This is a genomic window from Agromyces albus, assembly GCF_004134825.1.
In the GTDB taxonomy this organism is placed as follows: domain Bacteria; phylum Actinomycetota; class Actinomycetes; order Actinomycetales; family Microbacteriaceae; genus Agromyces; species Agromyces albus.
Genome location: NZ_SDPN01000018.1, coordinates 21219 through 47151 on the forward strand (window position 1 = coordinate 21219; position 25933 = coordinate 47151).

The window sequence follows — 25933 nt, forward strand, 5'->3', positions numbered from 1 at the left end:
CCGGTGTGGCGCTGCCGACCGCACTCCTCGACGAAGGGAAGATCTCCGTGGCCTCTGCGCGCTGTGCATATTGCGATGCGACGCTGCAGCCGAACAGCATGTACTGCCTCGAATGCGGGCAGCTCATCCCACAGCAGTCCACGAGGCCGCCCGTGCCCGCCCAGTTCGCGCCCGAGCGGTCGAACCCCGTTCCGACGGATGCCGCGGCGCCGGCGGCCCGCGTGCCGTCGCGCATCGAGCCGGTGCCGCTTCCGGGTACCCTCCCGTGGCAGCAGCGCCCCGGCGCCGCGTCCGAGGCGAATGAACCCGCGGCATCCGCGGCATCCGTCTCGAAGCCCAAGCCACGCACCCCGGTGGAGCGAGTGGAACTCGCGTTCTCCACCGGACAGCGAGTGACCGTCGGCGGCAGCGCCGTGATCGGCCGGAAACCCGGCGACACCGCCCTCGCCATGGGCGTGCAGGGAATCGAGGTCGACGATGACACGCGGTCGGTCTCCCGTGTGCACCTGTTCTTCGACCTCGTCGACGGGAGCATCTCGGTCGGTGACGCCGGCTCGAGCAACGGCTCGGCGGTCGAGCGCAACGGCAGCCACATGCCGCTCGAGAGCGCGGGCCAACGGCTCGAGGTCGCTCCGGGTGACACTGTCTGGGTCGGCGACGTCAGCTTCGTCATCCGCCAGGTCTAGTCCGGCATGGGGACCGCTCCCCATCACGCTTCAGGGAGAGTGCGCGGTAACGTACGGGAACACCCTGAATTTCAACGGAGGAAACCATGGCGGAGATCCGCGTCACTTCTGACTCGCTTGCCGGCGTCGCCGGTCAGCTTTCGTCCGGCTCGCAGTCGATCGAATCCCAGCTGTCGAACCTGAAGTCCCTCGTCGAGGGCCTGATCTCAGGCGACTGGTCGGGCACGGCTTCGCAGAGCTTCAATGAGCTGTACGGGCAATGGGACCAGGCCGGTCTCCAGTTGAAGGAATCGCTGCAGGGCATCAGCGACCTGCTCAACCAGGCCGCGCTGTCCTACGAAGACAGCGAGAACGCGATCGCCGGCACGTTCAACGGCTGACATCCGCGGGTTCGGTTCCGACGCGCGGCTCGCGCGTCGGAGTCCGACCACGACCTAGGGATCTGGCATGGTCTACTTCAAGGTTCGCTCCGACTCGCTGAGCGAGGTCGCGGCCCTCATCGGCAACGTCGTCGTGACGTTCGACTCGAATCTCGCGTCGGCCGATCAGGTCGTCGCCCGCATGGCGGGCACGACCTGGGTCGGTGAGGACGCGGAGAAGTTCGGTGAGAACTGGGACACGTTCATGACGTTCGCCGGGCAGGTCCGGCTGGCCTTGACGGCCCTGCAACAGGGACTCATCTCGGCCGACGGCTCGTACACGCAGACCGAGTCGGGCGTCGGCGGCAGCTTCCGTGGCCGCCAGCAGGGTCTCGTCACCATGCGCAACGCCACCGGCGGACTCGGCAAGCGAGTCGCCTCGGGCGAGGAGAAGGCAGAGGACATGGCCGAGTTCTTCGGCAGAGACTACGCCGGCGACAACGAGGTCGAACAGTTCGGCGGGGGCATGCTCGGCTCTCGGAAGACCGGCCAGGCGACGGGCGGAGGCCCGGGCGACACTGACGGCGACGGCGACGACGACTCGATCGGCACCGGCGTGTTCCGCCTCGGCGCCGACGGAGAGCCGTTCGTCGCGGTCGAGCCCGTCGTGACGGCCGAGCCGTCCGGCGACGTCGCCGGCTCAGGAGATGGATCGCCGACGGCTGACGTCGAGGACGGAGCCGATCGTGGCTGAGCAGCAAGCCGACACGGCGGAGTTGCGCGCGCTCGCGCAGACGATGACCGAGCTCATGGGATATTGCTCCGCGCTCAAGCAGGGCGCGAGCGGCTTCGCATACATGCTGCCCGCCGAGTGGCAGGGGCCGGCGATGCAGGCCTTCCTCGGCTCGTTTGCAGCGTGGACGGTCGGTGCGACCGGAATGGAACAGACCGCGGAGGCCCTGCAGAAGCAGGCGCAGGCTGCGTTCGACGCGTATGACGCGACGATCGAGAGCTTGAACACCGCGTGGAAGACGATCGAATCGGACCTCGGGTAGGACACAGATGGCGAACGTGAAGCTGGATCCGGCACGCCTGGTCCAAGACGGCGAAGATCTCTACAGCATCGCGAAGTCGCTTGACAGCGCCGTTTCGACGCTGCAATCGCGGCTGAACAGCAGCGGCGGCATGGCCGGCGACGACAACGCGGCGGAGGAGTTCTGCGAAGGCAGCGAGGGGTACGACGCCCTGGCAGGCCCGACGATCGACGGTGTGGCCTCGTTCGGCAACGCCCTTCGGATCCTCGATGCAGCCCTGTCGAACACCGCGCGAGCCTACGACGGTGCGCAGAAGGTCGGCGCAGGCATCGATCCCGCGTCGGCTTCTCCTGCCGAGGCGACGGCGACCATCGACGAGTCGAAGGCGAGCGTGCCCAGCGCGCTGGGAGCCGGCTGGCCGGGAGCGCTCGGCGAGTTCCAGGAGCTCATCGAATGGGGACTCTCGCAGATCGGCGTCGTCATTCCGACCGGCGACGAGGACAAGCTCCAAGCCGCCTCTGAGGCCTGGGGCACCTTCGGCGACAGCATCCAGTCGGCACGTTCGCGGGTCACGAGCAGTATGCCGAACGTGTCTGCGATGACGCTGCCCCAGCAAGACAAGATGCTCTCGTGCCGCGCAAGCCTGGCCGAGGGACTCAACAGCATGCGCGAGAGCGCCGACGGCATGCAGCAGTGGATCGCGGACTTCCGCACACAGCTCCGCCAGATGCGGGAAGAGCTCGGCTGGTTCCTGAAGCAGATGGCCATCGAGATCGCCGCCGAGCTCGCGATCGGCGGCCTCCTGACGGTCGTCACCGCCGGGCTCGGAGCGCTGGCGACGGCTGCCAAGGTCGGCACGACGGTGATCCGCTGGTGCTGGAAGATCGCCAAGCTCATCGATCGACTCAAGGACTTCCTCCGCGGCATCCGCGGCATCAAGGGCGCCTTGGTCCGTGGCGGCCTGCGGGCCGCGAAGGAGGGCCTGCAGGCGGGCCTCGCGAGCGCGATCGCAACGACCACCGTGAACCACATGCGCGCCGACGAGAAGGGCTATACCCCGCAGGATGTCGGGACCGCCTTCATCTCAGCGTTCGCCGGCGGGGCTGTGGCGTCGCCGGTTTCGCGGACACTCGGTGGCAGCGGCGGCCCCGGGTTCGGGCCGGGCGCCCGCCAGATCGCCGGTGAGACCGGAGCAGGCGCGGTCGACGGCCTGGCCAGTTCGGCCGTGGAGTCCGGCATCACCGGGCAGGAGTTCAATCCCATCTCCGGCATGGTGCTCGGCGCGCTGCTCGGTGGCGGGCTCACCGCCGGCGGTCGCGGCATCAACGCCGTCCGTCCCGGGAACAGTGCGAACTCGCCCGGTGTGACGACGACGACGGATGCCCCGACGCCGGGGAGCGGCGCGGGATCGGGCTCGAACGGCAATGGGTCCGGAACGACCGTCGACACCGACTCGTCGGGCATCCCCACTCCGGGTTCCGGCGGCGGCAGCAGCACGACCGGCGACGGATCGAGCGTCGATGTCAGCGTCGACGCACCGTCCACCGGCGACGGTAGTGGTGCGGCCGACACCTCCGGCTCCTCGCCCGATGTGAGTGCGCCTGCTTCGCCTGATGTGAGTGCGCCTGCTTCGCCTGATGTGAGTGCGCCTGCTGGGCCTGACGCGACGGCTCCTGCTTCGCCTGACGCGACGGCTCCTGCTTCGCCTGATGTGAGTGCTCCGGCTTCGCCTGACGCGACGGCTCCGGCTTCGCCTGATGTGAGTGCGCCTGCTTCGCCTGATGTGAGTGCGCCGGCTTCGCCTGATGTGAGTGCGCCGGCTTCGCCTGATGTGAGTGCGCCGGCTTCGCCTGACGCGACGGCTCCTGCTTCGCCTGATGTGAGTGCGCCGGCTTCGCCGGACGCGACGGCTCCTGCTTCGCCTGATGTGGCTGCTCCTGCTTCGCCGGACGCGACGGCTCCTGCTTCGCCCGATGTGGCTGCTCCTGCTTCGCCGGATGCGACGGCTCCTGCTTTGCCCGATGTGGCTGCTCCTGCTTCGCCCGACGCGACGGCGCCCACGGCGCCCGACGCCGGGTCGACGAGCCAGCCCGAGGCGCCCGTCGCCGCTGCGCCCGCCTCGAGCACGACCACGACGGCGACCGATGCCGACGCGCCCGCCACGGACGCGCCCGCCACGGAAGCCGGCACTGACTCCGAGACGGGAGCGCCGGAGGCATCCGATGCCGGCGACGGCGATGACGTCGTATCGCCCGAGGACGTCGCCGCGGTCGGCGGCGCTGCCGCCATGGCCGGTGCCGCGGCGATGCTCGGCAAGCCGTCGTTCCTGCCGACCCACACGCCTGGGGGATCGACCCCGGCAGCGCCGACGTCCCCTGCGGCCCCGCCCGCGAGCGGCCCCGATGGCACGGCGCCCGACGGTTCCGTCCCCGACGGCACGAACCCCGACGCAGCCGATGGCACCGCCTCCGACGGATCGGGCGAAGACGGAACGGGCCAAGACGGATCCGGCCAAGACGGATCGAAGGACGCCGAGAAGCCCGACACCAGCCAGAACAACCGCTCGGAGCGCACCCTCGACGAGATCAAGGCCGCGCTCGACGAGATCAACCCGAATTACGACCCGTCCGATCCCGCCAACGGCTACGCGACGAACTGCGGCAACACGTCGTCGATCATGAACGACTTCTTCAACGGGTCTCCGACGACCGAGTCGCCCACCGGCACCCTCTCCACGCCTCAGATGGAAGCGCGCACCGGCAACCCGCAGACGCCGATGACGCCGGAGCAGATCGAGGCGTCGCTGCGTGCGCTCGGCGCCGGATCGCACTGCGTGGTCGGCATCGACCGGTCCACCGGCGACGGTCACTGGTTCAACGCCTACTTCGACGGAACGAACGTGTGGGTCGTCGACGCCCAGCCCGGCACGATGAGCCCCTGGCCGCCGAACGAGCCGAACGCGACCAACTGGGATGCCTCCATCCCGCCCGAGCACGTCGCGCCGGCGGCCCCGGATGCTTCCAGCACTCCGGCGGCACCAGATGCCTCAACCACTCCAGCAGCGGCACCGGATGCCTCCGCACCGGATGCCTCCGCACCGGCTACGCCCGAGGGTACGAAGCACTCGCCCGACCCCGCAGCAGCGCCACCGTCGCCCGTGCACTCGGAAGCGACGCCCTTTGCGGGCGCTCCCGAGGCATCCGCGCCCGACGGCGACCGCTCCGCGAACACGAGGTATGCGGGGCAGGCGACCGTCCCAGCCGATCACGCCTCCGACGGCTCGCAGAAAGCCGGCACGACGTACAACGGGTACCAAATCCCCGAACTCACCCCCGAGATTCGGGAGCAGCTCGACGAATTCGCGTCGCGGCCCGACTCACCGATCATTCGCAATGACGACGGCTCGTACTCGCTGAAGGACCCGATCGAGGTCGAAGCCTTCGACATGTCGAACGCCAAGCACGACTGGGTCGAGTTCCAGCGCCAGGTGGGTCTACAGCAGCAGGGGCTCAACAAGCTCTCGATCGCCGAGTGGCGGCACAACGTCAACTACTACCTGAAAGAGGGCCGGGTAGCGCAGACCCTACAGGCCGCAGCCAACCATGCCCTCGCCGATGCAGGCGTGACCATGAAGGGCCAAGCCGTGCTGCATGGGCCTGATCAGGTCGCCGGCGGCCGGGCCGACCGGTTCGACGGCGCCGGCTCGCTGGGCGAGAACAGCTCGTTCGGCAGGCAATGGCGGGACCGGATCGACGACCTCCGCCAAGACGTCGCGGGTGCGATGGCGGATGTCCCTGCGACACTGCACGCACACGTCAAACTCAACGTGCACCTGGGTGCGACGGACTCGGTCGGCGTCAGTCCGGATGCCACACAAGCGACGCTCACCTCGGCGCTTCCGGTGACGGGACACCCCTCCGCTCCGCCGACCCGAGCCGGAGTTGTGCCTCAGCCCACGGTCAGCCCGTTCGGAGACGCGGCGCCGGATGCCCCGGCAGGGCCTGCCCCCTCGGGTGCCTCGGATGGCGAGGCATCGTCGACCGGATCGGAGAGCCCCGAGCAGACCGCTCCCGCGGATGATTCAACCGGATCGGAGGGCTCCGAGGGAGAGTCGGCTCCGGCTGACGAGGACGTTTCCGAGGGATTGGGCGCGCCCGATGCATCGGCGTCGTCGGACCCCCACGGGGAGGCGGAAGCCGAGCCCGTACCCGCGACGATGCACGATCCGATCCTCGACGCGGCCTTCCCGCGCTTGTTCGACGCCGAGGCTCCTGCCGTTTCGATCTCCACCGTCAACGCAGCGGGATGGGCGGCTGATGCGGGCCGGTTCTTGAACAACTGCCACTTCGTCGTCAACGCACTCGAGCTCCGGTTCCGCGGCTACAACGTGATCGCGAGTCCGACCGTGCTGGGCATCGCCTCCAACCCCGCGACCGGTGCGACGAACGCTCAGTACGAGGCCAGAATCCCGATGCAGATTGCTTCGGACTGGGTTCAGGCCGATGGCACGCGGCGCGAGTTCCAGAACCTCGACGACGTCGAGGGTGAGTCGACGATGAAGAAGCTGGAGCGGCTGACCGAATCCTGGCCCGAGGGCGGCCGCGGGTTCATCGGCGGCTTCTGGAAAATGGGTGGTGGCCACGTCTTCACGGTCGTGAAGGGAGCCGACGGGATCGAATTCCATGATGGGCAGACCGCGATGGTGGACGCGTCGGCTCATGTCCACAAGATGAACACGATCAAGGTGCTCAGGGTCGACGATCTCCATCCGTCCTCGGAAGTGCTCAAGACCTCGAAGCCGTGGACGGTGCCCGAGGCGCAGCTTCTGAAGGATTGGGCGGCAAACCCCGACATTGCCAAGAAGCCCGAGATGATGATCGACCGTGAGCTGGCGGCGAACGCCCGGTGGCGGGATCGCAACAATGAACTGACCCTTGAGCTCGAGAAGATCCTCTCCGATCCCAGCGCGAGTCTGGCGGACAAGCAACGCGCCTGGGACAATAAGGGCTTCCTCCAAGCGCAGAACCTGCGGCTCGCGGGGGGTGCCGGCTACATCGAGCAGGCGGTCAAGCCCAAACCGCCTGTGCTGCCCTCCGGCCCGTCGGCGCAGCCCCCCGCGCCGCCGGAACCGTTCACATCTGCCGGAGCAGCGGTACACGACGTGACCGTTGGCCACGACAACACGACTGGTCTCGGCGAGACCTGGGCATAAGGACTGGAGCCATGGTGACATTGGAGGAAGCGAGAAGCGCGCTCGAACGGCATTTCGCCGAGCACCCGCCGGCGATCGCGGGCGAACTGTACATCGCCGAATGGTACGAGGACGATTCCGACTACCTGCCGGTGTGGGGCGCCCGCGAGTTCCTGGTCGAAGGCCGTGAGGCGTTCGGCCGGTGGGACAATATGGTCATCTTCATCGACAAGCAGTCCGGGGAGATTCGTGAGGATGTGCACACCCTGAACCTGGAGAAGATCGAGGAGATGAGACCGGTCGCGGTGTCCGAGTGACCCCTGCGGCTCGGCGGAGCCGCCCGGGTAGGCTCGGAGCGTCCGCTCCAGCGTGAAGGGAAGTCCGATGCTCGATGTGTCGACCCGCCGGTTCGTCGACGACGCGGCGGCGCTCCCGCCCGAAGCGCTCGCCGCGACATTCGATCGCGCGGTCGCCCTGCGTCGAACCGGTGGCAAGGAAGCAAGCCGCGCGACGAAGCCATCGGCCGCGGAGAACTCGGAGCTCGAGCGAGCTGTTCGTTTAGCCCTGCTGCCGAGGGCCGAGGAGCTGAACGCCTTCCGCGACGGGTTGCACGCCGATGCCAAGAGTGCCGTGGTGATCGCGGCTCGCGCGATCCTGAAGGCCGAGCAGCTGTCCGGTGAGCAATACCACGTTCTCGTCGACCCGTTCGTCACTGTCGGCGTCGATGTCCCTGCCCATTCCAGGCGCGTGTCGAGGAGCTGACCCGGTCTGCGCCAGGGTTCCGCACCGCCGGGCCCGGCGCGATCGCCACCTGGAACCGAGGCATGGGGAGAGCTCCCCATTTCGCAGTCTGGCGCAGTCGATAGACTTCCGCAGGGTGGCACGGCCATCGAATCCGGGTGATGCCAGCCAACGGGCAACCCCGGCGCACTGACGCAGTTACACATCTCAGAGAGGCACGAATGACCAGCTTCCGGAGCTTCGACCTCGTCGCGCCGATCGCCGAAGAGACGATCGCACAGTTTGCCGGGCAGGTGCCCGCCGGGGTCGTCGAACTGTGGCGGGCGCAGGGCGCAGGTATCGTCGGCGACGACGGGTTCTTCCGTGTCGTCGACCCGGCGCGCGCGGCGTCGATGCTCGAGGGCGTGTTCGGGCTGCCCGACGGCGCGACGGTGCTGTTCACGACCGCGCTCGGCGATGTCGTTTTCCACGCGAACGGGCTCTACCTCGTGGTGAAGTCACGCTTCGGGGCGATCGACGTCATCGAAGGGCGATCCTTCGACGAGCTCGTCGCACTCATCGAGGACCCCGCACGACGCGACGTCGCTTGGGAGTGGCAGCCGTACCCGGCCGCGCGCGAGCGCGACGGGGTGCCCGCGTTCGAGGAGTGCTTCGGATTCGTGCCGCTGCTCGCGCTCGGCGGCCCGAACGATGCCGGGCACCTGCAGCTCGGCGGGCTCTACGAGCACCTCGCGCTCATCGCCCAGCTCGCCGGCCAGCCGCAGGTGCGCCGGCCCTTGCTTGTCGCGTCGGATGGTGGCGGCACGGCCGAAGCCGGCAGCACCGAACGACTGATCGAGCTTGGCACCTCACTCTTCGCGAAGCTCACCACCGACCCGGTCCTGAACACCATCGAGCTTCCCGACGGGCTCGGCATCTGCCTCGTCCACGCCGTGCGCGGCGGCGGCAAGATCTACATCGCCCCCGACGAGTCGGTGTTGTTCGTCGGTTCGGCCGTCGATTTCGATGCAGGTCTTGGAGCCTTCCGCGACGGGGTGCGCACGCCGATCGAGAAGTTCGACCTCACGGGCGGGGGTGCAGGCGCCTGATGGCCGAAACACTCGAGCAACGCTGCGACCGACTGCGGGAGCCGGTGACCGAACTCGTGGGCGTGAGCATCTCGGCGACGCTTCGTCCGCAGGACCTTCCCGAACTCGCCAGGGCGATCACCACTGTTCGCGGGATTCTCAGCGAGGACGCCTCGAGCATCCCGCCGGGACCGTTCCTCGATTGGCTGCCGACGGCGTTGCGCAACCTCGACCGCATGCACGAGGCCGTGAGCTCAGGGGACGCCGCGACGTCCTACGCCATCCTCACCGACAAGCACGACGGGTTCATCCGCCTCACCGATGGATGCGCCGGATTCCCGGGCTGGGCGCGCGCCTGACCGATCGTTAGTTCCGCAGGAACGGGTCGAGGAATCCGTTGACGACCGTCTGGCTCGCTCGGGCGCCGTAGTTGTCGATCGAGAGGCGGCTGATCGCCTCGTAGGCGTTGTCGCGCAGCGGCACGAGCGGCAGAGCCTGCCAGTCTCGCCCCGACCGCACGGCGATGCCGACATAGGCGATCGCATCCGCGCGCGCGAGCCAGACGCCGAGCACCACGTTGCCGTTCTTCGCGACCGGCACCGGCAGGTAGATGCGCGGGTCACCCGTTCGGAATCGCTCGAGCAGCTCCGCCGCCTCGTGCGGTGCCACGCGCACGTATGAGGCCGCTTGCTTGGTGAGTCTCGCGCCGGTCGCGATGCGCTCCCATCGGTACGAGTACGCGAAGAACCAGATGAGACCGCCGATGACGGCGGCGGCGCTGAGGAACACCGCCCCGGGGGCGACGAGTCCCCGCATGCCGGATCGCCGTCCCTCGTAGTCAGCGGAGAGGTCGACGAGCGCGCCGAACAACGTCACGGAGAGGACGAGCGCCAACGCGCCGACGCCGATCATCACCGCGGCGCCGATCATCTGTGCGCGTGAGCGAACCCGCCGCACCTCTTCCGGAGCGGCGTAGAGCGGCTGCTCCTGTGGTTCCATCACGTGCGCTTCTCCTTCTCTGCCAGCCACTTGTGGTCGAGCATCGGGCCCTTCCACTCGAAGTACGCGAACACCGCGGTGAAGGACCGAGCGGGAATGCCGCGGCGTTCCGCCTCACGGACGAGCACCTGCGCTGCCTGATGCGCCGTCGCGTCGTCGACCACGACGTCGAGCATGAGCGGGATGAGCCCGCGGCGGGTGCCGTCGAACTCATCGAAGAGCGTGACGCGGTCGGCTCCGCGAGCACCGCCGAACGCCTGCTTGAGCCGGACGCCGTCGCGGACGCCGATCTCGCACAGCAGGGTGGGGCTTCCGGCGCGAACCGTCGCGCGTGCGAGCGGTCCCGATACCGGGAGACGCTGCAGCCGGCCGGTGCGCTCGCGATCGTCGATCACGCCGACGAAGGCGATCTGCTCCCATGCGATGAGCGGTGCGCCGGCGAGGCGCACCCCGGCCGCGTCGACGGTGAGGGCGATGTCGTCGCCGGTGACGAGCAGCGCCAGCGCACGCCCGCGGCGCACGGCGAGGATGGCCGAGGTCACGCACGCGGTCACCCCGAGCGAGGCGATGAGGATCGTGAACCAGCCCATGCCGGTCATGGCGGCGAAGGCGAGGCCCACGGCCAACGTGGCGGCGAGAGCGAGGCTGACGATGAGCATGCCCGCGTTCCACCGACGTACGCCGTCGGTCTTGGCGTGATCGACGCGTGCCACGTACTGGGATTCCCCCACGGCTCTCCTCCGGGTCGTCATGGGCCACGGCGGGCCCGAGGGCTCCCATAGCCTATCCGTCGTGCATCGGCCGGTGCTCGCGCATCGACGGAGCCGACCGGATGTGGACGTCGCGCCGACGCTCGCACCGTTCGCGAGCGTAGGGTCGGAGCATGGAGGAATCCCGCCGCCGCGCCTGGGTCGTGGCCGCGTTCGCCGCGGCCCTCTATCTCGCGCTCGTCGTCTGCTTCTACGGGTTCGCGAGTCTGCTCACCGATGCCGAGGTGATCCCGAGCGGCGCAGCGGGGCCGTTCGTCGGGCCGGCCGCCGTCGGGGCATCCGTCGCGGCGCTCCTCCTCTCCCTGGCACGCGGCCTGCGACCACCGTTCGCGACGCTCACGACTGTGCTCCTCGCAGCGCTCTGGACGTGGCTCGCCGCGGTCGTGGTGGCGATCGTCGGCTACGCGGTCGCGACGGGCACCGTCCTCGCGAGCCTCATCTTCGGGCTCGCCTTCGGCGTGAGCCTCTTCGGGCTCCTGATCCCTGCCTGCGCGGCGCTCGTGGCATGGCTCGCCTCTCTCGTCGCGCAAGCGCAATCGGGTGGAGCGCGCCGCCCGCGCTGGCCGTGGGAGCGCGACGAGGAGGAGTGACTCCCGGCTCACGGCGCGCCCAGCCGAACGACGATCGACGTGCCCGGATGCCTCGGGCAGTATCGTGAACGCGTGGAGGGTTCCGTCGAGGCGCGCGTGAGCCACGAGGTCGACCGCTGGCTCGCCTGGCTGCCGCGGTGGCGGCCGGGCACCCATCGCGCCCGCGTGCGGCTCTGCACGAGGTGCTTCGGTTCGCCGATCCTCGCCGCGGCCGGGCTCGACGTCGATGTGCCGCATCCCGTGCAGCACGCGTTCTCGATGCGCATGAAGGGCATCGTCGACGCCGCCGTCGACGACTACACGGCGCGCAACCTGCCGATGCTGCACCGCGAGATCCGTCTCGCCGAGGAGCGCAAGGCGCGCCGGCCGTATCGCGCGGGGGAGGGGCTCGACCCCGAGTTCCTCGGACTCGACCTCGACCCCGAGCCGGTGCCCGACCAGCCGTTCCTCTTCACCCTGACCGGGCTGGAGGCGGATGTCGCGGCCGCGACGAACGAGCCCCCGCCCCGCCCATTCACCCTCGAGGAGAAGGAGGCCCTCCGTGAGGAGGTCCGGCTCGCCGACGACTTCGCGAAGCAGCTCGGGCGTCGCATCTGCGTCGAGCTCGCGCAGCACCGCCACCGCATCGGCGAGGCCGTCGTGGAGTTCGTGGAGCCGCAAGTGGAGGAGCTCCTCGCCGACCTCGATCGGGAGCTCGATGCACCGGGATGGCCGGGCTGAGCCGGGCAGGTTCACCGGGGCGTCGCGGGCCGCTCGCGGCATCCGTCGTCATTTGACCGGATGACACCCGCCGACTACTATTGACCGGGTGTGCGCGTTGACGCGCGCTTGAACCGTGCCCATGGCGGCACGCTAGGTTCGCACAAGTCGCACACTGCAAGGGCCGCCCAATGGGCGGGCCCCCACGGCATACCCACCATCTCACAGGCGCTGCAGCTCTGCAGTGCCGGTGGGTCATGATGTGAAATTCATCACGCTGTCACCGTGCAGCAATAACAAGGAGAAGCAGTGCCAACCATTCAGCAGTTGGTCCGCAAGGGTCGCTCGCCGAAGGTCACCAAGACCAAGGCTCCCGCCCTGAAGGCCAACCCCCAGCAGCGCGGCGTGTGCACGCGTGTGTACACCACCACCCCGAAGAAGCCCAACTCGGCGCTCCGCAAGGTCGCCCGTGTGAAGCTCTCGAACGGCACCGAGGTCACCGCCTACATCCCCGGCGAGGGCCACAACCTCCAGGAGCACTCGATGGTGCTCGTGCGCGGCGGTCGAGTGAAAGACCTCCCCGGCGTGCGCTACAAGATCATCCGCGGCGCGCTCGACACGCAGGCCGTGAAGAACCGCAAGCAGGCCCGTAGCCGCTACGGCGCGAAGATGGAGAAGAAGTAATGCCTCGCAAGGGACCCGCTCCGAAGCGCCCCGTCGTCGCCGACCCGGTCTACGGTTCGCCCGTCGTCAGCCAGCTCGTCAACAAGATCCTCATCGACGGCAAGAAGGACCTCGCGCAGCGCATCGTCTACGACGCGCTCGAGAACGTCGCCGAGAAGAACGGCCAAGACGCCGTCGCCACCCTCAAGAAGGCGCTCGACAACGTGCGCCCCACCCTCGAGGTGCGTTCGCGCCGCGTCGGCGGCTCGACCTACCAGGTCCCCGTCGAGGTCAAGCCCCACCGCGCCAACACCCTGGCCCTCCGCTGGCTCACCAGCTACGCCAAGGCTCGTCGCGAGAAGACCATGACCGAGCGTCTCACCAACGAGATCCTCGACGCTTCGAACGGCCTCGGCGCCGCGGTGAAGCGTCGTGAAGACACGCACAAGATGGCCGAGTCGAACCGCGCCTTCGCCCACTACCGCTGGTAATGGCAGAGCGGATGCCGCGGCCCACAGCCCGCGGCATCCGCTCACCCCACCCCTTCCGTTCCTGAACCTCCCGGAGGAACCCCCGTGGCACAAGACGTGCTCACCGACCTGAGCAAGGTCCGCAACATCGGCATCATGGCGCACATCGATGCCGGCAAGACCACCACCACTGAGCGCATCCTGTTCTACACGGGCGTCAACCACAAGATCGGCGAGACCCACGACGGCGCCTCGACGACCGACTGGATGGAACAGGAGAAGGAGCGCGGCATCACGATCACGTCTGCCGCCGTGACCTGCTTCTGGAACAAGAACCAGATCAACATCATCGACACCCCCGGCCACGTCGACTTCACGGTCGAGGTCGAGCGCTCGCTTCGCGTGCTCGACGGTGCCGTCGCCGTCTTCGACGGCAAGGAGGGCGTCGAGCCCCAGTCAGAGACCGTCTGGCGCCAGGCCGACAAGTACAACGTCCCGCGCATCTGCTTCGTCAACAAGATGGACAAGCTCGGCGCCGACTTCTACTTCACGGTCGAGACGATCATCAAGCGCCTCGGCGCGAAGCCGCTCGTGCTCCAGCTCCCGATCGGCTCCGAGTCGAACTTCGAGGGCGTCATCGACCTCATCGAGATGCGCGCGCTCACGTGGCGTGGAGACGCCAAGGGCGACGTGCAGATGGGTGCGAAGTACGCCATCGAGGAGATCCCGGCCGACCTCAAGGACAAGGCCGACGAGTACCGTCAGATGCTCCTCGAGACCGTCGCCGAGACCGACGACGTGCTGCTCGAGAAGTTCTTCGGCGGCGAGGAGCTCACCGTCGCGGAGATCAAGGCCGCGGTGCGCAAGCTCACGATCAACTCCGAGATCTACCCCGTGCTGTGCGGTTCGGCGTTCAAGAACCGCGGCGTGCAGCCGATGCTCGACGCCGTGATCGACTTCCTCCCGTCGCCGCTCGACGTGCCGGCCATCGAGGCCCACGACCCGCGCGACGAGGAGAAGGTCATCCTCCGCCACGCCGACGCGCAGGAGCCGTTCTCGGCGCTCGCGTTCAAGGTCGCGGTGCACCCCTTCTTCGGTCGCCTCACCTACGTGCGCGTCTACTCGGGTCACCTCGACTCGGGTGCCCAGGTCATCAACTCGACCAAGGGCCGCAAGGAGCGCATCGGCAAGATCTTCCAGATGCACGCCAACAAGGAGAACCCGGTCGACTCGGTCACCGCGGGCAACATCTACGCCGTCATCGGTCTGAAGGACACGACGACCGGCGACACGCTCTGCGACCCCGACAACCAGGTCGTGCTCGAGTCGATGACGTTCCCCGACCCCGTGATCGAGGTCGCCATCGAGCCGAAGACCAAGGCCGACCAGGAGAAGCTCGGCACGGCGATCCAGAAGCTCGCCGAGGAGGACCCCACCTTCCGCACCGAGCAGAACCAGGAGACCGGTCAGACGGTCATCAAGGGCATGGGCGAGCTGCACCTCGACATCCTCGTCGACCGCATGAAGCGCGAGTTCAAGGTCGAGGCCAACGTGGGCAAGCCCCAGGTGGCCTACCGCGAGACGATCAAGCGCGCGGTCGAGAAGCACGACTACACCCACAAGAAGCAGACCGGTGGTTCCGGCCAGTTCGCGAAGATCCAGTTCGCGATCGAGCCGCTCGAGGTCACGACCGAGAAGTCGTACGAGTTCGAGAACAAGGTCACGGGTGGTCGCGTGCCGCGCGAGTACATTCCGTCGGTCGACGCCGGGTTCCGGGACGCCATGCAGTACGGCATCCTGGCCGGCTATCCGATGGTCGGCGTCAAGGCGAGCTTGCTCGACGGCGCTGCACACGACGTCGACTCCTCGGAGATGGCGTTCAAGATCGCCGGATCGATGGGCTTCAAGGAAGCCGCTCGCAAGGCGAACCCGGTTCTGCTCGAGCCGCTCATGGCCGTCGAGGTGCGCACCCCTGAGGAATACATGGGTGACGTCATCGGCGACCTGAACTCGCGTCGCGGTCAGATCCAGTCAATGGAGGACGCCGCCGGCGTGAAGGTCGTGCGTGCGCACGTCCCGCTCTCGGAGATGTTCGGCTACATCGGCGACCTGCGGTCGAAGACCTCGGGCCGCGCAGTGTACTCGATGGAGTTCGAGAGCTACGCGGAGGTCCCGAAGGCTGTCGCCGACGAGATCGTCCAGAAGAACAAGGGCGAATAGCCTCCGACGCACGAGCCAACCGGTTCGCGTAACATATCAACGAAACCCCGTAGCACACCGGTCGCAATCCAGCGCCCGGGGTTCCTACACGAGTCCTGAGGAGGACCCACAGTGGCTAAGGCCAAGTTCGAGCGGACCAAGCCGCACGTCAACATCGGAACGATCGGTCACGTTGACCACGGCAAGACGACGCTCACCGCGGCGATCTCGAAGGTGCTCGCTGACAAGTTCCCGTCGGCCACCAACGTGAAGCGCGACTTCGCGTCGATCGACTCCGCTCCCGAAGAGCGTCAGCGCGGCATCACGATCAACATCTCGCACGTCGAGTACGAGACGCCGAAGCGCCACTACGCGCACGTCGACGCCCCGGGTCACGCCGACTACATCAAGAACATGATCACCGGTGCTGCCCAGATGGACGGCGCGATCCTCGTGGTCGCGGCGACCGACGGCCCGATGGCCCAGACGCGTGAGCACGTGCTGCTCGCCAAGCAGGTCGGCGTGCCCTACCTGCTCGTCGCGCTCAACAAGTCCGACATGGTCGACGACGAGGAGATCCTCGAGCTCGTCGAGCTCGAGGTCCGCGAGCTGCTCTCGAGCCAGGGCTTCGATGGCGACAACGCTCCGGTTGTCCGCGTCTCCGGCCTCAAGGCTCTCGAGGGCGACGAGAAGTGGACCCAGTCGGTCCTCGACCTCATGGACGCCGTCGACGAGTCGATCCCCGACCCGGTGCGCGACAAGGACAAGCCCTTCCTCATGCCGATCGAGGACGTCTTCACGATCACCGGTCGTGGAACCGTCGTCACGGGCCGCGCCGAGCGTGGCACGCTGAAGATCAACTCCGAGGTCGAGATCGTCGGCATCCGCCCGACGCAGAAGACCACGGTCACCGGCATCGAGATGTTCCACAAGCAGCTCGACGAGGCATGGGCCGGCGAGAACTGCGGCCTCCTCCTCCGCGGCACCAAGCGCGAAGACGTGGAGCGCGGCCAGGTCGTCGTCGCTCCCGGTTCGGTCACCCCGCACACGAACTTCGAGGGCACCGCGTACATCCTCTCCAAGGAGGAGGGCGGACGTCACAACCCGTTCTACGCGAACTACCGTCCGCAGTTCTACTTCCGCACCACCGACGTCACCGGCGTCATCACGCTGCCCGAGGGCACCGAGATGGTCATGCCCGGCGACACCACCGACATGACGGTCGAGCTCATCCAGCCGATCGCCATGGAGGAGGGCCTCGGCTTCGCCATCCGTGAGGGTGGTCGCACCGTCGGCGCCGGTACGGTCACGAAGATCATCAAGTAACACCGCTCACCAGGGAGGCCGCGTCCGCGCGACCTGCCTCGAGCACACCGACAGGGGTCGGGCCTTCGGGCCCGGCCCCTTCGTCGTCGCCCGGCTCCTTCGCCGGCGGGGGAGCGTCGACACTGGACGCTGTGTTACGCCTACACCATCCACAGTTCGCGCCGTACCCCCCGATCGGGTTACGCTGAATCGGATGGCTTCACCGCCCGAGTTGCCCCGATCCACCGTACGGCCCGAGATTCAAGCTCTCCGGGCCGTCGCCGTTTGCGCCGTGGTGCTCCATCACGGGTGGCCCGCGGTGGCGCCGGCGGGCTACATGGGCGTCGACGTGTTCTTCGTCGTGTCGGGGTTCCTCATCACGGGGCTCCTGCTGCGCGACGCCGAATCGGCGCGCCGGGTCTCGCTCAAGCGGTTCTACGAGCGACGCGCCCGACGCATCCTGCCCGCCGCGGTCGCGACGCTGCTCGCCGTGTCGGTGCTCACGCTCGTGTTCGTGCCGCAGCGCGAATGGTCGGGATTCTTCCGCGAGATCGTGACGAGCACGCTCTACGTCGAGAACTGGCAGCTCGCGGCCGACTCGCAGAACCCCGCACGCGACGACCTCCGCTCCACGCCCGTGCAGCACTTCTGGTCGCTCTCGGTGGAGGAGCAGTTCTACCTCGTCTGGCCGTTCCTCGTGGTCGGCTCCCTGTGGTTCGCGCGAGTGCGCGGAGCGAGCGTGCGAACCGTCGCCGCCGTCGCGCTCGCCGTGGTCACCGTCGCCTCATTCGCCTATGGCGTCGCCCTGACGGCAGCCGACCACAACCTCGCCTACTTCTCGACGATCGCCCGCGGCTGGGAGTTCGGCATCGGCGGACTGCTGGCACTCGTTGCGGCGCCGGTGGGGCGCGAGCGGCTGCGCACCGCCATCTCCTGGTTCGGCCTCGCGCTCATCGTCGTGCCGATCGTCACGTTCACCGGCGTGACGGTCTTCCCGGGCTGGGTCGCGATGATCCCCGTCGCCGGAACGCTCGCCGTCATCTGGGCCGGGATGCCGCTGACCTCGTGGTCCACGGCGCGGCTCACGGGGCTGGCGCCTGTGCAGTGGGTCGGCGACGTGTCGTACTCGCTCTACCTCTGGCACTGGCCCGTGTTCATGTTCGTGCCGTACGTCACCGGCGTTCCGAGCCCGCCATGGCTCATGGTGTTGCTCGTGGGGCTGAGCCTCGCGATCGCCGGGTTGTCGAAGCGGTGGATCGAGGACCCCTTCCGGATCGGGACGACGGATGCCCCGGTGCGGCGGCCGGCGGTCATCCTCAGCGGCCTCGGGGTCGCGGCGGCACTGCTCCTCGTCACGGGGTTCACGGCGCCGCAGGTCGCCGCGAGCTCGGTGACGACCCACCACGGATCCAGGTGATGCCGAGTGCCGGTGTCGGCGTCGATGTCGGTGTCAGCGCCGATGCCGGCGCTCAGGCCGGCGTGCCGTCGATGGTGGTCTCGAGGTCGATGCTGTCGTGCACGCTGCGCGCCACGGTGCATGCGCGTTCGATCGCCTTCGACATGATGTCGATGAGCGTGCTGCGTTCCGAGTCGTCGAGTCCTGACAGGTCGACGAGGAGCTCTTCGTCGATGCGGAGATAGCGGTTCTCCTTGGGATCAGACGTCCCGTGCGCCCAGATCGTGATCGCGTAGTCCTCGCCGAGACGCCGAGCTGCGACCCGGTCGGAGCTCATGCCCGCACAGCCGACGAGCGCGAGCTTGAGCAGTTCGCCCGGCGTGAAGTGTCCTTCCGCGTCGACCGGGCCGATGCGCACGGTCGAACCGCGTTCGTTCATCCCCTCGTAGGTGCGGGTTCCGGTGCGCGTCACTGAGACGCTGCCCGGTCCGATGTGCGCGCTGACCTGGTGCGCGTGTTCAGGCATGTGGCCTCCCGTCGGCGGTGTGCACTTCGATTCCATCACGTGCTGCGCGGGGCTGAGGCATCCGCTCGCCTGGGCTCACGCAGGGAACGGCGGTGGCGCGACACGCCCGGGTTGCATGAAGGGCCGGACTGTGGCAAACTCGTTGAGTTCAACATTTCGAACGCGTGCCCGAGTGCGCGCCGATCGGATCACTGCCAGGCAGTGCATAGTCACCCAGCTCCACGGAGCAAAAGGGGTCAGGCTAGGCCGCGGGTAGCAGAACACAACTGAGCCGACAACCACAAGATATGGGCCTTTGCCTGCAAAGGCACTGGTATGTCTGCGCCCGGGCGAATGCCCGAGTGCAGGGGTCGGCGAGGGGGCACGAAGGTCGAGCGTGTCGAGACCACCACGTCCAGGTGGTTTCGACAGGCTCGATCACCGGCCTTTGACAGCAGAACAGTGGTGCTTCACACGGAGTAGCTACGTGGCGTCCAATGCCTTGGAAGGGGTACGACGCCTTGACAGAGAGAGAGTCAGCAGATGGCGGGACAAAAGATCCGCATTCGACTGAAGTCGTATGACCACGAGGTCATCGACACCTCGGCGCGAAAGATCGTCGACACGGTGACCCGCGCGGGCGCCACGGTCGTCGGCCCCGTGCCGCTTCCCACCGAGAAGAACGTGGTGTGCGTCATCCGTTCGCCCCACAAGTACAAGGACAGCCGCGAGCACTTCGAGATGCGCACCCACAAGCGTCTCATCGACATCGTGGACCCGACGCCCAAGGCCGTCGACTCGCTCATGCGTCTCGACCTCCCGGCCGACGTCAACATCGAGATCAAGCTCTGAGGTAACTGATGTCCACCGCTACCAAGAACGTGAAGGGACTGCTCGGCACCAAGCTGGGCATGACCCAGGTGTGGGATGAGAACAACCAGCTCGTCCCCGTCACCGTCATCGAGATCGCACCGAACGTCGTGACGCAGCTGCGCACGCCCGAGAAGGACGGCTACGACGCCATCCAGATCGCCGCCGGCGCCATCGACCCGCGCAAGGTCACCAAGCCTGCCGCCGGCCACTTCCGTGAGGCAGGCGTCACGCCTCGCCGTCACCTCGCCGAGGTTCGTACCGCGGATGCCGCGAGCTACGAGCTCGGCCAGGAGCTCACGGTCGACGCCACCTTCGAAGCCGGCCAGCTCGTCGACGTCGTCGGCACGAGCAAGGGCAAGGGCTTCGCGGGTGTCATGAAGCGCCACAACTTCAAGGGCGTCTCCGCTTCGCACGGTTCGCACCGCAACCACCGCAAGCCCGGCTCGATCGGTGCTTCGTCGACCCCCAGCCGTGTCTTCAAAGGCATGCGCATGGCCGGTCGCATGGGTGGCGAGCGCGTCACCGTGCTGAACCTCCGCGTGCACGCCGTCGACGCCGAGAAGGGCCTGCTGCTCGTCAAGGGCGCGGTTCCCGGTGCTCGCGGCCGTCTCGTTTTCGTCCGCAACGCAGTGAAGGGGGCGTAGTTCCATGGCTACCGTCAACACCCTCGACGTTCTCGACGTGACCGGCAAGAAGTCCGGCACCGTCGAGCTGCCCGCCGAGCTCTTCGACGTGCAGACCAACGTCCCGCTCATCCACCAGGTCGTCGTCGCGCAGCTCGCTGCCGCCCGCCAGGGCACGCACAAGACGAAGACCCGCGGCGAGGTCTCCGGCGCCGGTCGCAAGCCCTTCAAGCAGAAGGGCACCGGTCGCGCCCGCCAGGGTTCGATCCGCGCACCGCAGATGACCGGCGGTGGCATCGTCCACGGCCCGCAGCCGCGTGACTACTCGCAGCGCACCCCCAAGAAGATGATCGCCGCGGCGCTCCTCGGCTCGCTCTCCGACCGCGCACGCGGCGGCCGCATCCACGTCGTCGAGACGTTCGCGGCGAGCGAGGCCCCGAAGACGAAGGACGCCATCGCGCTCCTCGGTGCGATCGCGCCGGCCAAGCGCTTCCTCGTCGTGGTCGCCCGCGGCGAAGAGCTCAGCGAGCGTGCCGTTCGCAACATCCCGACCGTGCACTCGCTGCGCGTCGACCAGCTGAACGCCTACGACGTGCTCGTCTCCGACGACATCGTCTTCAGCACGGCTGCACTCGAGGCGTTCATCGCCTCGAAGGCGAAGAAGGAAGAGGTCTCGGCATGAGCGCCGCGCACAACAAGGACCCGCGTGACATCGTCATCGCGCCGGTCGTCTCGGAGAAGAGCTACGGCCTGATCGACGAGGGCAAGTACACGTTCATCGTGGACCCCCGCTCGAACAAGACCGAGATCAAGCTCGCCATCGAGAAGATCTTCAACGTCCAGGTGGCGTCGATCAACACCCTGAACCGTCAGGGCAAGACCCGCCGCACCCGCTTCGGCATGGGCAAGCGCAAGGACACCAAGCGCGCGATCGTCACCCTCAAGTCCGGCTCGATCGACATCTTCACGGCTGTCGGCTAGGGAGCAGAGGAAACACACTATGGCTATTCGTAAGTACAAGCCCACGACTCCGGGTCGTCGCGGTTCGTCGGTGGCGGACTTCGCAGAGATCACCCGCTCGACCCCTGAGAAGTCGCTGCTCCGCCCGCTGTCGAAGACCGGTGGCCGCAACAACCAGGGCCGCATCACGACGCGTCACATCGGTGGTGGCCACAAGCGCCAGTACCGCGTGATCGACTTCCGTCGCAACGACAAGGACGGCGTGCCGGCCAAGGTCGCTCACATCGAGTACGACCCCAACCGCACCGCCCGCATCGCGCTCATCCACTTCGTGGACGGCACGAAGCGCTACATCCTCGCGCCGAACAAGCTCGCGCAGGGCGACGCGATCGAGTCGGGCCCCGGCGCCGACATCAAGCCGGGCAACAACCTCCCGCTGCGCAACATCCCCACCGGTACCGTGATCCACGCGATCGAGCTCCGCCCCGGCGGCGGTGCCAAGATGGCCCGCTCGGCCGGTGCATCCGTTCGCCTCGTGGCGAAGGACGGCCCCTACGCCCAGCTGCGTCTGCCCTCGGGCGAGATCCGCAACGTCGACGCGCGCTGCCGCGCGACCGTCGGCGAGGTCGGCAACGCCGAGCAGTCGAACATCAACTGGGGCAAGGCCGGCCGCAAGCGCTGGAAGGGCGTCCGCCCGACCGTCCGCGGTGTCGCAATGAACCCCGTCGACCACCCGCACGGTGGTGGTGAGGGCAAGACCTCCGGTGGTCGCCACCCGGTCAGCCCCTGGGGTCAGTCCGAGGGACGCACCCGTCGCCCCAACAAGGAGAGCGACAAGCTCATCGTCCGTCGTCGCACCGTCGGCAAGAAGCGCAAGTAGGAGTAGAAGAAGATGCCGCGCAGTCTCAAGAAGGGCCCCTTCGTCGACGACCACCTGCTTCGCAAGGTCGTTACGCAGAACGAAGCCGGTTCCAAGAACGTCATCAAGACCTGGTCACGCCGATCGATGATCATCCCGGCGATGCTGGGTCACACGATCGCCGTGCACGACGGTCGCAAGCACATCCCGGTGTTCGTCACCGAGACCATGGTGGGCCACAAGCTCGGCGAGTTCGCCCCCACCCGCACCTTCCGTGGACACGTGAAGGACGACAAGAAGGGCCGTCGCCGCTGACGCGGTGACGTGAAGGAGGAGAAGAAATGGTGGAGTCGATCGCACGCGTGCGACACATCCGCGTCACCCCCCAGAAGGCTCGTCGCGTCGTCAACCTGATCCGCGGCAAGCAGGCTCAGGAGGCCTTGGCCATCCTGAAGTTCGCACCCCAGGGTGCGAGCGAGCCGGTGTACAAGCTCGTCGCCTCGGCCATCGCGAACGCTCGCGTCAAGGCCGATGCCTCGAACACCTACCTGGACGAGCAGGACCTGTACATCAGCCGCGCATTCGTCGATGAGGGCACCACCCTCAAGCGATTCCAGCCGCGCGCGCAGGGTCGTGCGTTCCGCATCAACAAGCGCACCAGCCACATCACGGTTGTGCTCGCCACGCCCGAGGAGGGTACGAAGTAATGGGTCAGAAGGTAAACCCGTACGGCTTCCGTCTCGGCATCACCACCGACCATGTGTCGCGGTGGTTCTCCGACTCGACGAAGCCCGGTCAGCGCTACTCCGACTACCTCGCAGAGGACATCAAGATCCGTCGTCTGCTGCAGACGTCGCTCGACCGCGCGGGAGTTTCGCGCATCGAGATCGAACGCACCCGTGACCGTGTCCGCGTGGACATCCACACGGCGCGTCCCGGCATCGTGATCGGCCGCCGCGGCGCCGAGGCGGAGCGCATCCGCTCCGACCTCGAGAAGCTCAGCGGCAAGCAGATCCAGCTCAACATCCTCGAGGTGAAGAACCCCGAGGCCGACGCCCAGCTCGTCGCCCAGGGCATCGCCGAGCAGCTCTCCGCCCGCGTGGCCTTCCGCCGCGCGATGCGCAAGGGCCTGCAGGGTGCCCAGCGCGCCGGTGCCAAGGGTGTCCGCATCCAGGTCTCCGGCCGCCTCGGCGGCGCCGAGATGAGCCGTTCGGAGTTCTACCGCGAAGGCCGTGTGCCCCTGCACACCCTCCGCGCGAACATCGACTACGGCTTCTACGAGGCGAAGACCACTTTCGGCCGCATCGGCGTGAAGGTCTGGATCTACAAGGGCGACATCACCAACAAGGAGCTTGCCCGTGAGCAGGCCAACCAGAAGTCGTCGCGCCCCGAGCGCACTGACCGTCCCCGCCGTGCGCCCAAGGCGCAGGAGCCGGTGGCAGCAGGAGTTGAGGCATAACCATGTTGATTCCCCGTCGAGTCAAGTACCGCAAGCAGCACCACCCCGGCCGTTCGGGCCAGGCAACCGGTGGCACGAAGGTCACCTTCGGTGAGTTCGGCATCCAGGCCCTGACCCCCGCGTACGTGACGAACCGTCAGATCGAGTCCGCTCGTATCGCGATGACCCGTCACATCAAGCGTGGCGGCAAGGTGTGGATCAACATCTACCCCGACCGTCCGCTCACGAAGAAGCCCGCCGAGACCCGCATGGGTTCCGGTAAGGGTTCGCCCGAGTGGTGGGTCGCCAACGTCAAGCCGGGCCGGGTCCTCTTCGAGGTCTCGGGTGTCTCCGAGGAACTCGCTCGTGAGGCCATGACCCGTGCAATCCACAAGCTGCCCCTCAAGGCACGCATCATCAAGCGCGAGGAGGGCGACGCATAATGGCCGTCGGAACCAAGGAGCTCACCCCGGTCGAGCTCGACACGTTTGAAGACGAGCGACTCCTCGATGAGCTGAAGAAGGCCAAGGAAGAGCTGTTCAACCTGCGCTTCCAGTCGGCCACCGGTCAGCTCGAGAGCCACGGCCGCCTGCGCGCGGTCAAGCGAGACATCGCCCGCATCTACACGGTCATCCGTGAGCGCGAACTCGGCATCCGGGCCACGCCCGCGCCGGTCGAGGCTCCGGCCAAGGCCGAGAAGAAGACGAAGAAGGCCAAGGCAACGGCATCCGACGAGGATGCCGCAGCCGAGGCCGCAGAGACGAAGGAGGCCTGATCATGGCTGAGACCAAGAAGGCTGTCGAGGCCGAGGTCGCCGAGTCGGCCGAACTCGTCCGCGGTTACCGCAAGGTTCGCCGCGGCTACGTGACCAGCGACAAGATGGACAAGACCATCGTCGTCGAGGTCGAAGACCGCGTGAAGCACCCGCTCTACGGCAAGGTGATGCGCCGCTCCTCCAAGGTGAAGGCACACGACGAGCTGAACACCGCCGGCATCGGCGACCTCGTCGTGATCAGCGAGACCCGGCCCCTCAGCGCCACCAAGCGCTGGCGCCTCGTCGAGATCGTCGAGAAGGCCAAGTAAGCCTCGCGCTTGCTTGAGAGAAGGAGTTAGAAGTGCTTCAGCAGGAATCACGAGTCAAGGTCGCCGATAACACCGGCGCCAAGGAACTGCTCACGATCCGCGTCCTCGGTGGCTCGAAGCGTCGGTACGCCGGTCTCGGCGACACCATCGTCGCGACCGTCAAAGACGCGATCCCCGGCGGCAACGTCAAGAAGGGCGATGTGGTCAAGGCCGTCATCGTCCGCACCGTCAAGGAGACCCGTCGTTCCGACGGCTCCTACATCAAGTTCGACGAGAACGCAGCGGTGATCCTCAAGAACGATGGTGACCCCCGTGGCACCCGCATCTTCGGACCGGTCGGTCGCGAGCTTCGCGACCGCAAGTTCATGAAGATCATCTCGCTGGCACCGGAGGTTATCTAGTCATGGCCAACATCAAGAAGGGTGACCTCGTGCAGGTCATCTCGGGCCGCAGCCAGGCCCGCGGCGGAGACCGCGGCAAGCAGGGCAAGGTGCTCGAGGTGATCGTCGCCGAGAACCGCGTCGTCGTCGAGGGCATCAACTTCGTCACGAAGCACGTTCGCGTCGGCCAGACGCAGCGCGGCTCGAAGACGGGTGGCATCGAGACCCACGAAGCGCCGATCCACGTCTCGAACGTGGCGCTCGTCGACCCCGAGTCGAAGAAGCCGACCCGCGTCGGCTTCCGCCTCGAGACCGTGACGAAGGACGGCGTCGAGAAGACCGTCCGCGTCCGCTACGCCAAGAAGTCAGGTAAGGACCTGTAATGACCGATACGGCAACGCAGGCTGGCAAAATCCAGCCGCGACTGAAGACCAAGTACCGGACCGAGATCTCGAAGGCTCTCACCGAGGAGCACGGCTACACCAACGTGCACCAGGTGCCGGGCCTCGTGAAGATCGTCGTGAACATGGGCGTCGGTGAGGCGGCCCGCGACGGCAAGATCATCGACGGCGCGATCGCCGACCTCACGAAGATCACGGGCCAGAAGCCGCAGGTCACCAAGGCCCGCAAGTCCATCGCGCAGTTCAAGCTGCGCGAGGGCCAGCCGATCGGCGCGCACGTGACGCTGCGAGGCGACCGCATGTGGGAGTTCCTCGACCGCCTGCTCTCGCTCGCGCTCCCGCGCATCCGTGACTTCCGCGGCCTGTCGGAGAAGCAGTTCGACGGCAACGGCAACTACACCTTCGGTCTCACGGAGCAGTCCGTGTTCCACGAGATCGACCAGGACAAGATCGACCGCGTCCGCGGCATGGACATCACTGTGGTGACCACCGCCAAGAACGACGAAGAAGGCCGCGCGCTGCTCAAGCAGCTCGGGTTCCCCTTCAGGTCGAGCGAAACCCCCAGCTGAACCGGACCGGGGCATCCGCCCCGGCCACACCACAGGTCGGCGTCCGTGGAACGGGCGTCGAAACCTGGTGAAC

The 25933-nt window shown here is 67.4% G+C and carries 33 protein-coding genes; 30 read left to right on the forward strand and 3 right to left on the reverse strand.

Features of this window, described 5'->3' with window-relative positions; translation table 11 throughout:
- The first annotated feature begins 5 nt into the window (after positions 1 to 5).
- The 9 genes from ESP51_RS10930 to ESP51_RS10970 all read left to right on the forward strand — a co-directional run bounded on the left by ESP51_RS10930 (position 6) and on the right by ESP51_RS10970 (position 9437).
- The gene (locus ESP51_RS10930; protein WP_129520939.1) at positions 6 to 686 is read left to right on the forward strand and encodes an FHA domain-containing protein; all 681 of its coding nucleotides are present in this window, start codon (positions 6 to 8) and stop codon (positions 684 to 686) included.
- A gap of 86 nt (positions 687 to 772) precedes the next feature.
- A complete protein-coding gene (locus ESP51_RS10935) occupies positions 773 to 1066 on the forward strand; it encodes a WXG100 family type VII secretion target (RefSeq protein ID WP_129520940.1) in 294 nt (97 codons plus the stop codon).
- 67 nt (positions 1067 to 1133) lie between these two features.
- Entirely contained in the window at positions 1134 to 1799 is a 666-nt protein-coding gene (locus ESP51_RS10940) for a WXG100 family type VII secretion target (protein WP_129520941.1), read from the forward strand.
- Positions 1792 to 2100, forward strand: a complete 309-nt coding sequence (locus ESP51_RS10945) for a hypothetical protein (RefSeq protein ID WP_129520942.1) — start codon at positions 1792 to 1794, stop codon at positions 2098 to 2100. Before ESP51_RS10940 ends, ESP51_RS10945 begins: the two co-directional genes overlap by 8 nt.
- A gap of 7 nt (positions 2101 to 2107) precedes the next feature.
- Entirely contained in the window at positions 2108 to 7291 is a 5184-nt protein-coding gene (locus ESP51_RS10950) for a polymorphic toxin type 15 domain-containing protein (RefSeq protein WP_129520943.1), read from the forward strand.
- A gap of 11 nt (positions 7292 to 7302) precedes the next feature.
- Positions 7303 to 7587 carry a hypothetical protein gene (locus ESP51_RS10955; RefSeq protein ID WP_129520944.1) on the forward strand — a complete coding sequence of 95 codons (285 nt, stop codon included), beginning with the start codon at positions 7303 to 7305 and terminating at the stop codon, positions 7585 to 7587.
- Between the two features lie 67 nt (positions 7588 to 7654).
- Positions 7655 to 8032, forward strand: a complete 378-nt coding sequence (locus ESP51_RS10960) for a hypothetical protein (protein WP_129520945.1) — start codon at positions 7655 to 7657, stop codon at positions 8030 to 8032.
- 200 nt (positions 8033 to 8232) lie between these two features.
- Positions 8233 to 9099 (forward strand): T6SS immunity protein Tdi1 domain-containing protein, encoded by an 867-nt coding sequence (locus ESP51_RS10965; protein ID WP_164990492.1) that lies wholly within the window; start codon positions 8233 to 8235, stop codon positions 9097 to 9099.
- On the forward strand, positions 9099 to 9437 hold the full coding sequence (locus tag ESP51_RS10970; RefSeq protein ID WP_129520947.1) for a hypothetical protein: 339 nt from the start codon (positions 9099 to 9101) through the stop codon (positions 9435 to 9437). The genes ESP51_RS10965 and ESP51_RS10970 overlap by 1 nt, the downstream gene beginning before the upstream one ends.
- 7 nt (positions 9438 to 9444) lie before the next feature.
- On the opposite strand, the gene ESP51_RS10975 is transcribed toward ESP51_RS10970, so the two are convergent.
- Together ESP51_RS10975 and ESP51_RS10980 are read right to left on the reverse strand one after the other, a co-directional pair.
- Entirely contained in the window at positions 9445 to 10080 is a 636-nt protein-coding gene (locus ESP51_RS10975) for a hypothetical protein (RefSeq protein WP_129520948.1), read from the reverse strand.
- On the reverse strand, positions 10077 to 10808 hold the full coding sequence (locus ESP51_RS10980) for a hypothetical protein (RefSeq protein WP_129520949.1): 732 nt from the start codon (positions 10806 to 10808) through the stop codon (positions 10077 to 10079). The genes ESP51_RS10975 and ESP51_RS10980 overlap by 4 nt, the downstream gene beginning before the upstream one ends.
- 152 nt (positions 10809 to 10960) lie before the next feature.
- Between ESP51_RS10980 and ESP51_RS10985 the strand changes: the two genes are divergently transcribed.
- The 7 genes from ESP51_RS10985 (at position 10961) to ESP51_RS11015 (ending at position 18190) form a co-directional block, all read left to right on the forward strand.
- On the forward strand, positions 10961 to 11437 hold the full coding sequence (locus tag ESP51_RS10985) for a DUF6121 family protein (protein WP_129520950.1): 477 nt from the start codon (positions 10961 to 10963) through the stop codon (positions 11435 to 11437).
- Between the two features lie 72 nt (positions 11438 to 11509).
- A complete protein-coding gene (locus ESP51_RS10990) occupies positions 11510 to 12157 on the forward strand; it encodes a spermidine/putrescine ABC transporter substrate-binding protein (RefSeq protein WP_129520951.1) in 648 nt (215 codons plus the stop codon).
- Between the two features lie 288 nt (positions 12158 to 12445).
- Entirely contained in the window at positions 12446 to 12820 is a 375-nt protein-coding gene (gene rpsL, locus ESP51_RS10995) for a 30S ribosomal protein S12 (RefSeq protein ID WP_022889720.1), read from the forward strand.
- The gene (rpsG, locus tag ESP51_RS11000; RefSeq protein ID WP_129520952.1) at positions 12820 to 13290 is read left to right on the forward strand and encodes a 30S ribosomal protein S7; all 471 of its coding nucleotides are present in this window, start codon (positions 12820 to 12822) and stop codon (positions 13288 to 13290) included. The genes rpsL and rpsG overlap by 1 nt, the downstream gene beginning before the upstream one ends.
- An 84-nt stretch (positions 13291 to 13374) precedes the next feature.
- The gene (fusA, locus tag ESP51_RS11005) at positions 13375 to 15489 is read left to right on the forward strand and encodes an elongation factor G (RefSeq protein WP_129520953.1); all 2115 of its coding nucleotides are present in this window, start codon (positions 13375 to 13377) and stop codon (positions 15487 to 15489) included.
- Between the two features lie 111 nt (positions 15490 to 15600).
- Positions 15601 to 16794, forward strand: coding sequence for an elongation factor Tu (gene tuf / locus ESP51_RS11010; RefSeq protein WP_129520954.1), 1194 nt, complete (start codon positions 15601 to 15603; stop codon positions 16792 to 16794).
- A 193-nt stretch (positions 16795 to 16987) separates the two neighbouring features.
- A complete protein-coding gene (locus ESP51_RS11015; protein WP_129520955.1) occupies positions 16988 to 18190 on the forward strand; it encodes an acyltransferase family protein in 1203 nt (400 codons plus the stop codon).
- A 52-nt stretch (positions 18191 to 18242) separates the two neighbouring features.
- Here the strand turns inward: ESP51_RS11015 and ESP51_RS11020 are convergent, their stop codons facing one another.
- Positions 18243 to 18695: an OsmC family protein gene (locus ESP51_RS11020; protein ID WP_129520956.1), complete on the reverse strand. Its 453-nt coding sequence runs from the start codon at positions 18693 to 18695 to the stop codon at positions 18243 to 18245.
- A gap of 522 nt (positions 18696 to 19217) precedes the next feature.
- Here ESP51_RS11020 and rpsJ point away from each other — a divergent pair.
- Genes rpsJ through rplE form a run of 14 tightly spaced genes read left to right on the forward strand, consistent with a single transcriptional unit; the run spans position 19218 to position 25860 of the window.
- Entirely contained in the window at positions 19218 to 19526 is a 309-nt protein-coding gene (rpsJ, locus tag ESP51_RS11025; RefSeq protein WP_017201594.1) for a 30S ribosomal protein S10, read from the forward strand.
- Positions 19527 to 19534: 8 nt separating this feature from the next.
- Positions 19535 to 20191: a 50S ribosomal protein L3 gene (gene rplC, locus ESP51_RS11030; protein WP_129520957.1), complete on the forward strand. Its 657-nt coding sequence runs from the start codon at positions 19535 to 19537 to the stop codon at positions 20189 to 20191.
- A 4-nt stretch (positions 20192 to 20195) separates the two neighbouring features.
- Positions 20196 to 20852 carry a 50S ribosomal protein L4 gene (gene rplD, locus ESP51_RS11035; protein WP_129520958.1) on the forward strand — a complete coding sequence of 219 codons (657 nt, stop codon included), beginning with the start codon at positions 20196 to 20198 and terminating at the stop codon, positions 20850 to 20852.
- Positions 20849 to 21151, forward strand: a complete 303-nt coding sequence (gene rplW, locus ESP51_RS11040) for a 50S ribosomal protein L23 (RefSeq protein WP_129520959.1) — start codon at positions 20849 to 20851, stop codon at positions 21149 to 21151. Before rplD ends, rplW begins: the two co-directional genes overlap by 4 nt.
- A gap of 19 nt (positions 21152 to 21170) precedes the next feature.
- Positions 21171 to 22010 (forward strand): 50S ribosomal protein L2, encoded by an 840-nt coding sequence (gene rplB / locus ESP51_RS11045; RefSeq protein WP_129520960.1) that lies wholly within the window; start codon positions 21171 to 21173, stop codon positions 22008 to 22010.
- Positions 22011 to 22022: 12 nt separating this feature from the next.
- Positions 22023 to 22304 carry a 30S ribosomal protein S19 gene (gene rpsS, locus ESP51_RS11050; RefSeq protein ID WP_056734934.1) on the forward strand — a complete coding sequence of 94 codons (282 nt, stop codon included), beginning with the start codon at positions 22023 to 22025 and terminating at the stop codon, positions 22302 to 22304.
- Between the two features lie 26 nt (positions 22305 to 22330).
- A complete protein-coding gene (gene rplV / locus ESP51_RS11055) occupies positions 22331 to 22696 on the forward strand; it encodes a 50S ribosomal protein L22 (RefSeq protein ID WP_129520961.1) in 366 nt (121 codons plus the stop codon).
- Positions 22696 to 23448 (forward strand): 30S ribosomal protein S3, encoded by a 753-nt coding sequence (rpsC, locus tag ESP51_RS11060; RefSeq protein WP_129520962.1) that lies wholly within the window; start codon positions 22696 to 22698, stop codon positions 23446 to 23448. Before rplV ends, rpsC begins: the two co-directional genes overlap by 1 nt.
- A 2-nt stretch (positions 23449 to 23450) precedes the next feature.
- On the forward strand, positions 23451 to 23870 hold the full coding sequence (gene rplP, locus ESP51_RS11065) for a 50S ribosomal protein L16 (protein WP_122937453.1): 420 nt from the start codon (positions 23451 to 23453) through the stop codon (positions 23868 to 23870).
- Complete coding sequence (gene rpmC, locus ESP51_RS21185; protein WP_129520963.1) at positions 23870 to 24202, forward strand: 50S ribosomal protein L29; 333 nt, start codon at positions 23870 to 23872, stop codon at positions 24200 to 24202. Before rplP ends, rpmC begins: the two co-directional genes overlap by 1 nt.
- A 2-nt stretch (positions 24203 to 24204) precedes the next feature.
- A complete protein-coding gene (gene rpsQ / locus ESP51_RS11075; RefSeq protein WP_129520964.1) occupies positions 24205 to 24510 on the forward strand; it encodes a 30S ribosomal protein S17 in 306 nt (101 codons plus the stop codon).
- 32 nt (positions 24511 to 24542) lie between these two features.
- Entirely contained in the window at positions 24543 to 24911 is a 369-nt protein-coding gene (rplN, locus tag ESP51_RS11080) for a 50S ribosomal protein L14 (protein WP_129520965.1), read from the forward strand.
- Positions 24912 to 24913: 2 nt separating this feature from the next.
- Positions 24914 to 25273, forward strand: a complete 360-nt coding sequence (gene rplX, locus ESP51_RS11085) for a 50S ribosomal protein L24 (protein WP_129520966.1) — start codon at positions 24914 to 24916, stop codon at positions 25271 to 25273.
- Complete coding sequence (gene rplE, locus ESP51_RS11090) at positions 25273 to 25860, forward strand: 50S ribosomal protein L5 (protein ID WP_129520967.1); 588 nt, start codon at positions 25273 to 25275, stop codon at positions 25858 to 25860. Before rplX ends, rplE begins: the two co-directional genes overlap by 1 nt.
- The last annotated feature ends 73 nt before the right edge of the window (positions 25861 to 25933 follow it).